Origin of the sequence: Micromonospora sp. MP36, from assembly GCF_008119785.1 — a bacterium.
Taxonomy (GTDB): Bacteria; Actinomycetota; Actinomycetes; order Mycobacteriales; family Micromonosporaceae; genus Micromonospora.
Genome location: NZ_VSFA01000149.1, coordinates 1 through 14,080, shown reverse-complemented (window position 1 = coordinate 14,080; position 14,080 = coordinate 1). Strand labels below are relative to the sequence as shown.

Below are 14,080 nucleotides of genomic sequence, written 5' to 3'. Positions count from 1 at the left end.
GGCCGGTGGGCAACGAGCGCAGGAGGCGACGACGAGGCCGCTTCACGACGCGGTTGCGCCTTACGTTCATCTGGTTTCCCTTCACTTTGTAGTTGCCAGCAGGTCGACGACTCCGTCGAACTGCCACAGCGGGTTCGGTCGGTCACCCAGGGGGGTGGCGACCTGGAAGAACCCGTTGACCTCCTTCGGCCCGTCGCCGTCGGCGACGTACCGTCCGTCCGCGGTCACGTCGAGCTGGTAGATCGCGTTGCCGGTCGCGGTCGTACCAGGGAGGGTCCACGTCACGACGCAGCGCCAGTCGGCGCCCGGACCGTGGTCCTCGACGCGCTCCCCGGCCTTGTCGCACTTGGCCGTGGCGTGGAGCTGCTCCTCGGTGACCGCCTGCCGGTTGAGCTGCTCGGTCTGCAGGACGTACAGGTGCGAGAACGACGTTGCCAGCGAGGCCTCGAGCTTGGGCCGCTCGATGCCCGTGCCGTTGGCACCCGTGGTCACGGCGACGACCACGGTCGTGACCGCGGCCAGGCCCGCCAGCGGGGCCAGACCCGCGACCAGGAAGCGGCGGCCCATGCCGTCGTAGGCCAGGTCGGTGAAGTCGCGACGCACGAAGAGCCGGTAGGCGAGGTAGGTGGCCAGCGCCGTCCAGGCCAGGCTGACGGCGAGCCCGATCCACAGCGACCCGAGCTGACCTGGGGCCGTGAAGAGGCCGCGGTAGGTAATGAAGGCGTTCATCGGCGTCGCCACCCGGAGCGCCACCGGGACCGGCATCAGCTGGACACCTTCGAGGATGAGCGCGATGACCACCGGCATCAGTAGGCCCAGCGGGGAGCGCCCCAGCGCGACCGACCCGAGCAGGCCGACCGCGGAGAAGGCGAGCGTGGGCGGGACGATGGTCAGCCAGCCGAGGAGGACCGTCCGGGTGAGTTCACCGGAGTCCATGATGTGCCCGTCCAGTCCCGGCATCGGCTGGGTGCCGAGCGCCAGCAGTCCGCCGGCCAGCGACGACACGAGGAGTGCGGCGAGAAGCGCCAGGGTGACGGTGAGCGCGGCCATCGCCTTGGACACGAAGATCCGGCGCGGCGAGCGCACCGCGACCATCAGGTGCCGCCACGTGCCGAGCCGGTCCTCGACGGCGAAGACGTCACCGGCCACGAGACAGGTGAGCAGGGGCAGCACCAACGTGCCCATGAAGACGAGGATGACCAGGGAGCCCGCCCAGCCGGACTGGTTCATCCAGCGGCCGTAGACCGCGTCGGCGGGAAGGGAGGTCTGCTGGCTGATCACCGCCGTGTAGATGGCCGGGGCGAGCAGGCACGCCAGGAAGACCAGCCGGACGCGCCACTGCGAGACCAGCTTGACCAGCTCGAACTTGTAGCAGCGGCTCAGCGCCACGGGCTGTGGCTGCGTGCGGACGGGGGCGTCGACGATGGCCGCGGTCATCGGGAGGTCTCCTGGAGGTCGGGGGTGGAGGCAGGGCTGATGACGGCGTCTGGGCCAGGGTCGGTGTCGGCGTCGGCGCTGGTGAGCGCCAGGAAAGCGGCCTCCAGAGGGGGCACGACGGGGCCGAGCTCGCGGATCGCGATGCCCGCGCCGACGAGCCGGGCGACCAGGTCGTCGAGGGCTGGCTCCGGGCCCCGCACGACGACCGACTGGTCGTCGTACTGCGACTGCGACTTCCGGCCCGCGACCTGGCTCAGGCCCGGGATGTCGTCGGCGAGCCGGCGTGCGCCGTCGGCGTCGGTCGTGACGAGCCGGTAGTCGAGCTCGCCGCTCTCCGTGGCCAGCTTGTGCACCGGGCCCGAGAAGACGACCCGGCCGGTGGACAGCAGGGTGACGTCGTCGCAGAGCGCCGCGAGGTCGTCCATGCGGTGGCTGGAGAGGACCACGGTGCCGCCGGCCTCGGCGAGGTCGGTGAGGACCTGGTGGACCTGTCGCTTGCCGGCGGGGTCGAGGCCGTTGGCCGGCTCGTCGAGGACCAGCAGACGCGGCTCGCCGAGCAGGGCGGCGGCCAGCCCGAGGCGCTGCCGCATGCCGAGTGAGAAGCCGCGGACGCTGTCACCCGCCACCTCGGTGAGCCCGACCCGGTCGAGCAGTTCGTCGACGTCGGCGGAGCGGCCGGCGCCGCTCCGCAGGGAGACCAGGGCCGCAAGGTTCTGGCGCGCCGTCAGCTCGGGATACAGACCGGGGCCGTCCACGAAGCCCGTGACGCCGTCGGGCACCGACAGGATGTGCCCGACCGGTGAGCCGAGGATCTCCAGTGAGCCGCCGTCGGCCACCGCCAGGCCCAGCAGCATGCCCAGGAGAGTGGTCTTGCCGGCGCCGTTGGGTCCGACGAGCCCGTGGATCTGCCCCTCGGGGAGGTCGAGATCGACTCCGTCGAGGGCGATGACATCGCCGAAGGTCTTGGTGATGCCGCGCGCACGAACGGCAGCAGCTGGTTGCATCGGGGTCTCGTCCCATCTGGCCGCGAGCAGCCAAAAACAGTTGCCAACTCCAAATTCCTTCGACGGCGAAGCTAAGGAGTCCAGATGACCTGACCCGATCGATTTGCTGAACGTATTGCAAACGTCCAAATAAACGGCTAATACTGCAACTACCGCAAACGACTCGAACGCCTTTGCGGCGCCATCGTGACCAGTGCAGGGCTTGGCGCATCACGGCGCGTCCGCCTTGGGCGAGGCGGGCGGCCAGGCGGCGGATCTCGTTGCTGCTGAGCGGGACGAGTTCGTCTGCGCCGGGATCGCCGCCCCCTTATCGGCTCGGGTGATGGCGTGTCTGCTCGGCGGCGCGGGTGTCGACCAGGTGGGCCAGGGCGGCCATGGACAGCGTGATGTGGGCGTACGAGGCGTCGTAGCGGCGGACCTCGGTAGTGGTCCAGGCCTGTCTCGTCCTTGGCGGTCTGGAACAACTCCTCAAACGAGCGCGACCAGCACGGCGACGCGGGCAAAAATGGGGCTTGACCTTGCCCCTGGGGCAGGGTTCGAGGATCGATGACATGAACGAGATCGCACACATCAGCAAGCGGGCCGCCGCCTTCTGCGAGGCCACCCAGGTTCCCGGATTCGTCGCCGGCATCTACCGTGCCGGGGAGCAGGCCGTCGTCGCTCACGGTGTGGCGAACGTCGCCACCGGGGCGCCGATGCGCGAGGACACCGGCTTCCTGTTCGGGTCCATCACCAAGATCATGACGACGACGCTGGTGCTTCAGCAGGTCGAGCGGGGCGCTCTCGACCTCGACGCGCCGGTCGTCGACTACCTGCCGGAGTTCCGGCTGGCCACGCCCGGCGCGGCCGAGAAGATCCGCGTCCGCCATCTCGTCACGCACACCAGCGGCATCGACGCCGACCTGTTCTTCCCGGACGCGGTCGGCCGCGACGCCCTCAAGAGCTATGTGGAGCGGCTCGGCCACGAATGCGGCACCCTTTTCGCGCCGGGCGAGTACGTCAGCTACTCCAACGGCGGCATGATCGTCGCCGGCCGGCTGCTCGAGGTGGTCACCGGCCGGCCATACCACGAGTTGCTCGAGCGTGACGTCTTCGCGGCCGCCGGGATGGCCGGCGCGTGCACCTCCGCCGAGAGCGCCATCCTGCGCTCCACTGCCATCGGGCACTTCCCCGACCCGGCCACCGGAGGCGTCCGGCCGACCGGCATGTTCATGCTGCCGCAGACGTGGGGGCCGGCCGGCGGCACGCCGATCGGCACCATCGAGGACCTGCTCGCATTCGGGCGGGTCCATCTCGGCGACGGCTTGGCACCGTCGGGCACGCGGGTGCTGTCAGCGGAGTCGGTCGCGCGCATGCAGTCGGTCGCGCACGACATGGGTACGCCGAACACCTCGCCCGTCGGCCTCGGCTGGCTGGTGCGGTCGCTCGGCGGCACGACGGTGCTGACCATGTCCGGGGCCTCGCCCGGCGGGGTGGCGGTGCTGGTCGTCGTGCCGGAGCACGACCTGGTGTTCGCGGCGTACGGAAACGATTCGCGGGCGTTGGCGCTGCACGACGAGCTGCTGCCCTGGCTCGCAGGCCGGTTCGGCACGGTGGAGACTCCGGCCTACGCGCCGGAGGCAGTCGATCTTCAGCCGTACGCGGGGACGTACCGCTCGAACCAGCTCCGGGTCGACGTGCGCGTCGTGGACGGAGGACTGGAGGAACAGGTGACATACGAGCCGGCGGACGAGGTGCAGCAGCGCATCTTCACCGGCTTCGTGGGCGGCTCGTTCACGGCACCGCCGCAGCGCTACGTGCCGGTCGGGAAGGATCTCTTCGCCCCGGCCGGGATCCCGCTGGAGGGGCTGCCGTCGCACTACCTGGTGTCCTACCACGGCGGGGCGGCGTACCGGTGCGCCGGCGGCCGGATGACCCGGCGCGCGTCCGTCTGACACGATGCGGTTCATGAGCGACGAGCTGGCCGACGGGCGGCACCTGCTGACCATCGGCCAGCTCGCCGACTACGCCGGCGTGACGATCAAGGCGGTGCGGGTCTATCACGACCGGGGTCTGCTGCCCGAACCGCCACGCGATTCGTCCGGCTATCGGCGCTACGGCGCCAAGCACGCGATCCAGCTCGTCAAGATCAGGACATTGGTCGAGGCCGGGGTGCCGCTGGCCCGGATCAAGGAGCTGCTCGGAGCTGGGCCGGAGCGGTTCGCCGCAGCGCTCGACGAGATCGACCGTAACCTGCAGAAGCGGGCCGAGGAGATCCGCCGGACCCGGCAGCGGATCGCCCAGCTCCACAGCGGGGACCGGCTGTTCGTCTCGGCAGAGGTCACCGGCTACCTGGAGCGGCTGCGCCAGATAGGAGTCAGCGAGCGCACCGTACTACTCGAGCGCGACCTGTGGATCCTGCTGCAGTCGGTGGCGCCCGAGCAGGCGGCGGCCTGGATCGCCGACAAACTGGCGGCCATCGCCGATCCCGAGTTCCGAGCGCTGTACCTCGACTACGACGCCGCCTTCGACTGGTCACCGGACGATCCGCGCCTGCCCGCGCTGGCCGAACGGACCCGGCGATGGTACGCCGGACAGGACGGCAGCGGCGCCGCCGGGCCGCCGCCCGACCCGACAATCACCCGGCTCGCCGGCGTGGCGGCCGGCGCTTCCTCACCGGCCTGGGCGCGGATCGCCGAACTGGCGAAGGAAGTCCCTTGAATCCGGCACCAGGGCATGGGTCACGATAGCCCCCGGAATGCCTCCCATCAGTCGGCGAGGCCGCCGAGGCACGCCGTCCGCACCGTCACCCGGCCGGGGCGCTGGTAGCCCCGGCCGGCTGTTGTCCGCTCGGCTGCTGATCCGATTAAGCGGTACGGGCGGTGACCCGGTCGACAGCCGGTGGCGCCACGGTGCTGTGTCGGGTCAGGTAGCCCCGGATGGCCTCGCGATCCCTACTGTTCCGGTACGGCCGCGTCGCCGGGTCCAGTTGCTTGGCACCGACGGCGTTGACCATGGTGTCGGCGATGTCCGACCCGTCCGCCCCCATCGCCGTGTAGGCCAGCACCGCAACCCGGTAGGTCCGGTCCAGTTGCAACGGATTGCCGTCGATCAGGACATCACTCGGCTGGACGCGATCGCCGATCGGCTTGCCGCTGTCGTAGGTGTAGTGCACGTTCCGCGATACGGCGAGCGGGTAGAAGGCGGTCGTGCCGTCCGGGCGTACCTGCCACTGGCTCTCCAGCGCCCGCTTCAACCTGGCACCGGTGATCGAGATCGTCAGGACGGGGTTGTCGTAGCCGATGGACGTGTACGCCTCGCCGAAGGTAATTCGGCCGGGGGCGTCACCGGCAGTGCTGGTGCCGGGGGCGTAGTGCAGGTCGGCGCGGAGCACGGACTGCCCCTTCGGGGCGGCGGCGACCAGCGCCAGGTCGGCCCGGCCGGCTTCGCTGGAGTTGGCGTCCTCCCAGAACGCGTCGGACGCCAGGTCGGCGAGGGTCGACTCGCCGGCGGGGTTCAATGCACGGGTGACGTCGCCGGTGATGGTCGCGACCGGCCGGGCATACGCCTCGCCGGCGCGCTGTGTCCAGTAGTCCACGAGTTTCGACACGATCGGGTCCGGCGTGACGTCTCGCGTGTTCGGGTGGTTGGTTGACCGGGTGGCGGCGCGGATGACGTCACCTGTCCGCGGGTCGATCTGCAGGTTGATCTCGTTGATCAGCTTGCCCGCGTTGCCGGCTTCCACCACTGGACGCGGGTTGCCCGCCGGGTCGGGCAGGGAGCAGTTGAACTGGTTGTGCGAGTGGCCAGTGACGATAACGTCGATGTCCGGCGAGGCGTCCCGGGCCGCGTCGAAGGCGGGGCCGGACGGTGCCTGGCACCCGTTGTAGTCGCGGCCGCTACCGTAGGCTACTCCGCCGTCGTGCAGGTTGAGCACGAGGGCCTGCACGCCCTGGCGCTTCAACTCGGCGGCGTACCGGTTGGCGGTCTGCACGGACGGCAGCGAGGCGAGGGCCGGCTGGTACGACGTGGTGCCGTACGGCGTGTCGGGCACCGTGACGTTGATGAAACCGACGGGCACCGCGCGGCCGGTGGCGCCGCGTACCCACTCGACGGTGGCCGCTGGGAGGATGGATCGGTTCGTGGTGGCGTCCACGATGTTGCCGGTCAGGAACGGGAAGTCAGCGCCGTGGAACCGCCGGCCGGTCGAGTCGGTGAAGCAACTGTCGACGCCGACGGTGCCGAAGCACTTGCCGCGCATCATGTGGTTGATCAGGAAGTCGGAGGAGATGTCCAGCTCGTCAACGGGCGCCTCGTCGGCCTCCGCACCCAGGACCCGGGCCCGCTGCCGTATCGCGGCTCATGCCCGACGCCGTCCATCGGGTGCAGCGGTGCCGGGAAGGAGGGCCTGCCCGGCGTCGGTGTGACGACGGTCAGCTTCTTGGCGGGCGGAGTGGGTGCGACTTCAGTGTCGGTGCTGCCGAGCACCGGAAGCACCGGCTTGCCCTGATCGTTCGGCCTTGTGGCGCTGATAGTAGCGGGAGACGCGGGCTCGGTTGCCACAACGAGTGCGGGAACACCAGCGACGACGGGGATGTGCCGGCAGGAACAGCACGACGCAGCTCTCGGCCTCGCACTGGCGTACCGCGGCCAACGCCGGGTCCGTGAGCAGGTCGACGGCGGCTTCGGCGAGACGAGCGGCAAGCTGCTCGCCCAGACTTCCCCCACGGCGAACGCGTGCCTCGACCGCTCCCGACAGCCACCGCAGCTCCCGAACGGCCGGGGCCCTGCGCTGGCTGTCGTTGATGCCCTGGATCGCGGCGGCGGGAGGTGCCAGGCCGCGCCGGGCATGGTCGACGGCGACCGCGATGTGACCGCGTACGGCCTGGACCATGGCCACGTCGTCCGGCGTGATCCCGTCGGAGACAACCTCGGGGAGGTCGGGAACGCATTCGGCCTGGGCGGCGAGCCATGCCTGCAACTGTGCCGGTGTGGCCAGCAGGTCAACGCTGGTGCCGGCGTGCCGGACCACGGTGTTGATCAGGTCGAGCGCCAGCGGCTCGCCGACGAGCGGGGTCAGGTCCCTCACTACCTAATGGTACCTCAGCGTCTTGACGCGTTAGCTCATGGCGCGGTAGTTCTAATGCATCATTACCCTCGTGAAAGGATGTTAAAGTGGCTGTCAATGTGACCCGGGTTGCCCACCGGCACGTCGACGTGGACGGGCTGCGGATCTTCTATCGGGAGTCCGTCCCCTCGGAGCAGGAGAGCCTGACTCGGCCACCTCTGCTGTTGCTGCACGGCTTCCCCTCGGCTTCGCATCAGTACCGGCGACTCATCGATGTGCTGGGCGACCGTCATCGCCTGATCGCCCCGGACTATCCGGGCTTCGGCCACAGCGACGTGCCCACGCCCGCGTCAGCTGGCGGTGACTTCAGCTACTGCTTTGACCGTTTGGCCGACGTGATGGAGCGCTTCGTTGACGTCCTCGGGCTCAGTCGATTCGTGCTGTACATGTTCGACTTCGGTGCCCCAGTCGGCTTCCGGCTCGCCACCCGCAACTCGGACCGCGTGGCTGGCCTCATCGTCCAGAACGGCAACGCGTACGACGAGGGGCTGTCCGATATGGCGCGGAACTTCATCGCGCTGGACCGCGACGACCCCGGCGCCGAGGAGCAGGTCCGCGCGCTGCTGACCCTGCCCGCCACCCGCGCTCAGTACGAGGGCGGTACCTCGAATCCGGACGAGGTGGCACCCGACGGCTGGACCCTGGACCAGCACTTCCTGGACCAGCCGGGCCGCAGCCAGCCGCAGATCGACCTAGCGTTCGACTACAAGTCGAACCTCCGCCAGTACGGCCGCTGGCAGGAGTGGCTCCGCACGCACCGGCCGCCCACGCTGATCGTCTGGGGACGCAAGGACCCCTTCTTCCCCGCGTCGGGCGCGCACGCCTACCTCCGGGACGTCCCGGACGGGGAACTGCATCTGTTCGACACGGGTCACTTTGCGCTCGAGGAGAAGCTGCCCGAAATCGCCCCGCTCATGGCGGACTTCCTCGACCGGCTCAGCCGGTCCGGCTGGTGACAGTGGGCCTGCGGCCGGGCGTAACCGGAGCTCGAGCAGGCCGCGAGCCCTTCCCACGCTGGCGATCCTGAACCGCAGGGACGCTGGACCGCCTCATCCCAGGCAGGCCGAGAGCGGTCACGCAGGTGAGCGGAACGGTGGTGGCTGCGGCGAGGCCGACGCGGGCCGGGAGGGCAGCGGTCAGCTGACCCGAAGTTCGCTAGCGACCGCCGTCCGGGGCGAACGCAACCACAGTCCGCCAGGGGCCGGACCGGTGACGTTCAGTCCGCAGCGGCGAGGTCGTCACCGAGGCGCGTGCGGCGGTAGAGCACCGATCGGCCGGTCCGGCTCCTGGCGACCAACCCAGTGTCACGCAGTACGGCGAGATGGCCGCCGACCGCTCCGAGCGTCATGCCGAGTTGGGCCGCGAGTTGGCTGGTAATCGCGGGGGTGGCGAGGGTTCGGAGCAGGGCCGAGCGGGAGTCGCCGATCAGACGGCGCAACTGTCCGGAGCGAGGATGGTCGTTCGCCGCGAGCCTTCGCCGCCGCCTGCCAGACGGCTCCGGCAATCGATGAGCGCGGTCGGCAGCTCCGCCGACAACGCCGCCGCGGAGTCGTTCAACGCCACCTTCAAACGCCAATCCCTACAAGGCCGCCGCGCCTTCACCGTCGAACGCGAAGCACGACTGACCGCGTTCCGCTGGCTGCACCGCTACAACACCGTCCGACGTCACTCCCGGCTCGGACAGCAATCACCGATCACTACGAGAAGAACATCCGGCCAGCCCCGGCTACGCTGGCCCCGGCCGCATAAACCCCGTGTCCAGGATCAGGGGTCAAGCCCCGAGTTCATGGAGGCGTTGGGCTGGGCGCCGCAGCCCGACCTTGCGTCGGTACGGGTATCGCCCGCCTACGCACAGGCCGTGATGGAAGCGTTGCGGAACAGGCGAATCACCCGGGCCAGGGCTCTGGAGTTGATGCATGGCCACACCGCCGAGGCGGATCTACCGCAGGACGACGACCTGGAGATCGCGCCGTGAGCCGGTCGGCGCAAGCCACCAGCCCCGCCGCCGCAGCCGGCACCCATGCCGGCCCTGCCGCCGCCCGCTGACCAGCCGTCCAGCGGACCAGGTGATGCAACGGCGCCCCGGGAGTTGGCCATGAGCATCAGCAGCGACGCGCCCTGTTCACCGAGGTGGGTCAGGCCGGAGTGCCGCCACTCATGGAGGTCCCAGCCCGTTCCGGCCCCGGTGTGTCGGGTAGCCGGAGTGTGGTAACTCCGGCTACCCGACACCGGGGCCGACCAGCCCGAATCCCGCTAAACGATCACTTCGAAGTCAAGCCGGTGGATCGGGGCTCAGTACACCGTTCCGTTGGCGCGCTGGCCGGGCGAGCGGGACAGCGAGCTGATGGTGTTGTGCTTGACCCAGCCGCCGGTCGCCGAGCCATCAGGGCTTCGGTTGATGGACACCCCGTCGGAGTCCGCCTGGCTCGAGGAGTAGCCCATCGACTGGACCGTCGCTCCGGCCGAATCCCGCAGGATCACCTGGTCACCGCTGTTGGACAGGTTGAGGCCGCCGGTGCTGGCTGCCACCGCCACGATGCCACCGGGGATCGCGGAGCCCGCGCCGAACACGGTGATCGCCTTGCCGGGCTGCAGCGTCGTACCGGCCGCGAACGTGTGCCGCACTGCCGACCCGTCACGGACGGTCCAGCCGGCGATGCTGATTGCCGTGCCACCGGTGTTCACGATCTCGATGGCCTCGCCAGCGGTGCTGCTGCCCGGTTCGTTGGCCAGCACCTCGTTGATTATGACGTTGGCGGGTCCGCCGCCACCGCCGGCGGTGACCGTGACGTTCTGGGTCGTGGTGTGGGTGGCCCCGCCGTTGTCCGTCACGGTCAGCGAGACCGCGTAGGTTCCGGCCGATGCGTAGGTCACGGTCGGGTTCATCGCCGTCGAGGTCTGGCCGTTGCCGAAGTCCCAGCTGCGGCTCACGATGATGCCGTCGGAGTCGGTGCTGCCATCGGTGAAGGTGCAGTTGAGAGCGGTGCAGGAGTGCGTGTACGACGCCGTGGGCTGCTGGTTCGCGCCGCCGCCACCGCCGATGACGAAGTCGTAGCGAGCCAGCACCGGGTAGTGGTCGCTGGTCGTCGTCGTGTAGTTCGGGACATACGCCTGGGGCTGGAAGGCGGTCGCCGAGCCGGCGACGTACTTCGCCTGCACCTCGTTGGTGGTGAGCTGGTGGTCGATGAAGTCCGGGTAGCCCGCCGTCGACGACACGCCCGCCAGCGACAGGGCCCGCGTCGGGAACGTGTAGCGCGCCGCGTCGTTCACGAAGTTGGCGTAGGGCGAAGCCTTTCCGGGTGTGATAGAGGTGTCGACGTCGTCGTTCCAGTCACCGATGACAAAGACGTTCTGTGTGGGGTAGGTCGTGTCGAGGTAGGACTTGAGGGCCTGCGACGCGGGGTTGCGCAGGTTCCACGCATCCTGGGTGGACCCGGACTTCGCGTGCAGGACGATGAAGACGAGGTCACGGGTGATACCGTCGAACGTGCCGCGCAACGTGAACTCCACCGGTGGGCGGCCAGCGAAGTTGCTGTTCTGGTTTGTCAGGATGACCTTCGCGCTCACCAGGGTGGCCATGCTGGAGCGCCAGACGAGGGCGACCTTCTGCTCGGTGTTGCTGAAGTCCGAGTAGTACTGGGCACCGTTCGTCACGATCGGGTCGTTGGCCACGACCCCGGTGTACCCGGGCATGCCGGCCACGAGTGTGTCGAACGCCGCGGTGCTGACGACCTCGGAGAGGCCCCACACGTCCATGTCGGCGCCCGCCATGACGTCGCGGACGTTTTGCTGCTGAAGCGCCTCGTTGGTCGGGCCGAAGTCCGGCGCACCGAACCACTCGACGTTCCAGTTGCCGACGTCGAGCTGTGTCGGCGATCCCTGCGACGGAACCGAGGCGGCGGCATTCGCCGCGGGGGTGGTGGTGAGCGTTACCAGCGTCGCGGCGGCGGCCAGGGCCACCCCTGTGAACGCGCGGAGCCTGAGTTTCATCTACAAGAGACCCTTCCGAGTTGGCCTGCGGGACTGGCCCGCAACCATGCTGTTGGCGGGCTGAGGGAAGTGTCCCGGCCCGGCCCTCGGGCGTAAATGGCGCATGCTGAAAACGTGCAGCCACGTGTGGGTGAACATTCGACTGCCGGACCGATCGACCGGGTCGATCGACGGCTGGCCGCAGTGCGCGAGGACTTCCTCGACTGCGAAGTCGCGGGGCCCCGCCGCCGAGGACTGCGACTGACGGCTGGTAGCGGGCCTTGGGCATCCCGCACCAGTCCAGCACGGCGCCCAGCTGACCAACGGTCACCGCTGTCGGGTGAGCAAGGATGTGGCCCATGAGCCATACGCATCATGTCTTCCACAACCCGCCGCCGGCAACGCCCGCTGATGTGCGCGCGGCGCTTGATCGCGGCGAGCTTTCCAGCGCCCTGGATGCGATGGTCGGTGCCGCGCTGTACGGCGACGGGGACTGGAAGGAACTGCAGGAACTCTATCTTGGGCTACTCGATCACGAGGATCGCCAGGTGAAGGCCCTCGCCGCCACGTGTTTGGGCCACCTGGCGAGGGTGTACGGCCAGTTGGATGAACCTCGAGTAGTTGCCGCCCTTCGCCGTGTTCGGTCGGCCCCTTATGTTGGCGGTGCCGCCGTCACTGCGCTGGAGGACATCGAGCTCTTCCTCCATCCTCGGCGTGCGCGATGGCGGGGACGCCTGTGGAGAGCCCTCCGTCCTTGGACATGGATCTGAATTCATCCACCAGGGTCGCGTCTACGGGTATGTGACGTCCTCGTCCGACGCAGACGATGTATACGGTTTCCCGCCGGCGCTTCGGTGGTCAGCGCGGCCCCGGTTGCGGCCGGCCCGCCCGACCGGTGGCGTCCCGAGGAAGGAATCAGGTAATGGCAAGGAGTACCGCTTGGCCGTGTGCGGCGGCCGCCCGGTAGAACCGGCACAGGTCCGCGAAGGCTGGCGCGAACTCGGTGTCGAAGTCGCCGGCGCCGCGATCCCACAATCCCGGGTAGATGTCGGCGGCCATCATCGCCTTGACGTCGTACCGAGCGCGCAACGTGTCGACGTCCAGCGTGTCGAGCGCGGTGGAGATCTCGCGGACCGTTTCGGCGTCGAGAAGGCGTGCCGGTCCGTAGCCGCCGTCCTCGCCGATCTCCTCGCCGCCGAGGATCGCCGCACCGGCCCCGTCACCGATCTCCCATGCGGTACCGGTGAGCAGGTAGTGCAGGGCGTGCCAGGACTTGTTCAGATCGAGCTCGGGTTCGGGCATCTCGGCGTCATCGTCGTCGAGGTCGCCGTAGAGCAGCAGGTCAACCATCGTCGGATCGTCCAGCACCGCTCGCAGCTCATCGGCCGACAACCGGCGTCCGATCAACTCCATGCCCATGAGCAGGCCCTCCCGAATAGTCCGTTCGTTTCTCGTCGCGGAGACCCGCAGCTCCCGGCAGCAGGCACGACACCCGCCGTCGGCATCGGCAGCTTCAGATCAACCTTCGCCAACGCCCGCTTCATACCCGCCTGAACCCCGCACGCATTTGCCGCCAGGCAGGCGCCACTGGCGCGTGACAGGCGCTCCGCGAGCCGAGGGTGCCGCTACGTCGCGGCGATCGGGTAACCGATCGTGGCGACGTCCTTCCATAGATCGGCGACGGTGAGGTGAGGGTTCAGCGCCCGTATCACGGCGTCGGTGAGCGGCCGGTGCGCGACGACGTGCTCGACAACCGTCCGGTCCACCTCGATCTCGTAGTAGTCCCTGACGAACTCGACGAGCCGGTCAACGATGTCGTCGAGCAGGATCTCGAGCATGCCGGAACCGTCGGGCCCGGTGTCGTCGTACGGTCCGCGCAGCGGTGGGAAGGTAATGCCTTCTCCGGCGTGCCAGTGGTCGTCACCGGTCAGCCGCCACAGCACCGCGGTGGCGATGAACTGCCCCGTCTCATCGCAGAACGCGGGTTCCTCCAGTTGCGGACGCAACACCGCCGGGATGCCGTCAGTCAGGCCTGGCCACAACTCGTGGTCCGGATCGCCGTACGGCGACATCGTTGACTCGTGATCGAAGACCCGGATGAACGCGCCGTCTGCGGTGAACACGACTGCCCATTCGTCACCGCTGCCGTTGCTCATCAGCGCCGCCTCATCCTTGCCCCACGCCGGGGTGTAGACGTAGTAGGGCTCCCCGCCGTCGATGATGCGTTCCAGCACGGCCAGTGCCTTGCAGCGCTTCCGCAGCACGTCAATGGTGGGTAGCCTGACGGCGATGTCGTACACGGTCACCGGGTGACCTTACGCGGCAGGCGCCGACTCGATCACCTACCTGAGTCGCCGCTGGCGGCGACCATGCACCTTCGGTTGCCCCGCACTCCATGAGCGCGACGCCACAAGCGCCCGCCGCTCAATCGAACGTGATGCGCTGAGCATCCTGGGGTACCCACGGGCTCGGTTCCGAAGTCCAGCCGTGGTCGTACTGCTTGACGGCCTCGATGAACTCGGCCGGCGGCCGGTAGGAATGCGCGGTGACGTAATGCCAGATG

General features: G+C 69.0%; 12 protein-coding genes and 1 pseudogene. 5 read left to right on the top strand and 8 right to left on the bottom strand.

From position 1 onward, the window contains the following. Positions 1-81: 81 nt before the first annotated feature. Both FXF52_RS37900 and FXF52_RS37895 read right to left on the bottom strand, forming a co-directional pair. Positions 82-1,437 (bottom strand): ABC transporter permease, encoded by a 1,356-nt coding sequence (locus FXF52_RS37900; RefSeq protein ID WP_148804491.1) that lies wholly within the window; start codon positions 1,435-1,437, stop codon positions 82-84. Then, complete coding sequence (locus FXF52_RS37895) at positions 1,434-2,441, bottom strand: ABC transporter ATP-binding protein (protein ID WP_148804490.1); 1,008 nt, start codon at positions 2,439-2,441, stop codon at positions 1,434-1,436. Before FXF52_RS37895 ends, FXF52_RS37900 begins: the two co-directional genes overlap by 4 nt. A 551-nt stretch (positions 2,442-2,992) precedes the next feature. Here FXF52_RS37895 and FXF52_RS37890 point away from each other — a divergent pair. Together FXF52_RS37890 and FXF52_RS37885 are read left to right on the top strand one after the other, a co-directional pair. Beyond that, on the top strand, positions 2,993-4,375 hold the full coding sequence (locus tag FXF52_RS37890) for a serine hydrolase (RefSeq protein WP_148804489.1): 1,383 nt from the start codon (positions 2,993-2,995) through the stop codon (positions 4,373-4,375). A gap of 13 nt (positions 4,376-4,388) precedes the next feature. Continuing rightward, positions 4,389-5,141 carry a MerR family transcriptional regulator gene (locus FXF52_RS37885; RefSeq protein WP_255472793.1) on the top strand — a complete coding sequence of 251 codons (753 nt, stop codon included), beginning with the start codon at positions 4,389-4,391 and terminating at the stop codon, positions 5,139-5,141. Between the two features lie 145 nt (positions 5,142-5,286). Here the strand turns inward: FXF52_RS37885 and FXF52_RS37880 are convergent, their stop codons facing one another. Both FXF52_RS37880 and FXF52_RS37875 read right to left on the bottom strand, forming a co-directional pair. Next, positions 5,287-6,684, bottom strand: a complete 1,398-nt coding sequence (locus tag FXF52_RS37880; RefSeq protein WP_148804488.1) for a bifunctional UDP-sugar hydrolase/5'-nucleotidase — start codon at positions 6,682-6,684, stop codon at positions 5,287-5,289. A 201-nt stretch (positions 6,685-6,885) separates the two neighbouring features. Then, positions 6,886-7,509: an ABATE domain-containing protein gene (locus FXF52_RS37875; protein WP_148804487.1), complete on the bottom strand. Its 624-nt coding sequence runs from the start codon at positions 7,507-7,509 to the stop codon at positions 6,886-6,888. 86 nt (positions 7,510-7,595) lie between these two features. Between FXF52_RS37875 and FXF52_RS37870 the strand changes: the two genes are divergently transcribed. Then, positions 7,596-8,504 (top strand): alpha/beta fold hydrolase, encoded by a 909-nt coding sequence (locus FXF52_RS37870; RefSeq protein WP_148804486.1) that lies wholly within the window; start codon positions 7,596-7,598, stop codon positions 8,502-8,504. A 260-nt stretch (positions 8,505-8,764) separates the two neighbouring features. On the opposite strand, the pseudogene FXF52_RS43645 reads toward FXF52_RS37870, so the two are convergent. Further along, positions 8,765-8,986, bottom strand: a pseudogene (locus tag FXF52_RS43645) (ArsR/SmtB family transcription factor); the annotation flags it as partial. Positions 8,987-9,001: 15 nt separating this feature from the next. Here FXF52_RS43645 and FXF52_RS44315 point away from each other — a divergent pair. Continuing rightward, complete coding sequence (locus tag FXF52_RS44315; RefSeq protein ID WP_370518080.1) at positions 9,002-9,523, top strand: integrase core domain-containing protein; 522 nt, start codon at positions 9,002-9,004, stop codon at positions 9,521-9,523. 317 nt (positions 9,524-9,840) lie between these two features. Here FXF52_RS44315 and FXF52_RS43920 read toward each other — a convergent pair whose 3' ends face one another. Further along, on the bottom strand, positions 9,841-11,538 hold the full coding sequence (locus FXF52_RS43920) for a lamin tail domain-containing protein (RefSeq protein ID WP_148804484.1): 1,698 nt from the start codon (positions 11,536-11,538) through the stop codon (positions 9,841-9,843). 338 nt (positions 11,539-11,876) lie between these two features. Here FXF52_RS43920 and FXF52_RS42180 point away from each other — a divergent pair, with 338 nt between their 5' ends. Next, positions 11,877-12,287 carry a hypothetical protein gene (locus tag FXF52_RS42180; RefSeq protein ID WP_255472792.1) on the top strand — a complete coding sequence of 137 codons (411 nt, stop codon included), beginning with the start codon at positions 11,877-11,879 and terminating at the stop codon, positions 12,285-12,287. A gap of 145 nt (positions 12,288-12,432) precedes the next feature. Here FXF52_RS42180 and FXF52_RS37840 read toward each other — a convergent pair whose 3' ends face one another. Then, positions 12,433-12,930, bottom strand: a complete 498-nt coding sequence (locus FXF52_RS37840; protein ID WP_255472791.1) for a YfbM family protein — start codon at positions 12,928-12,930, stop codon at positions 12,433-12,435. 212 nt (positions 12,931-13,142) lie between these two features. Beyond that, on the bottom strand, positions 13,143-13,823 hold the full coding sequence (locus FXF52_RS37835) for a hypothetical protein (protein WP_148804482.1): 681 nt from the start codon (positions 13,821-13,823) through the stop codon (positions 13,143-13,145). Positions 13,824-14,080 lie beyond the last annotated feature (257 nt).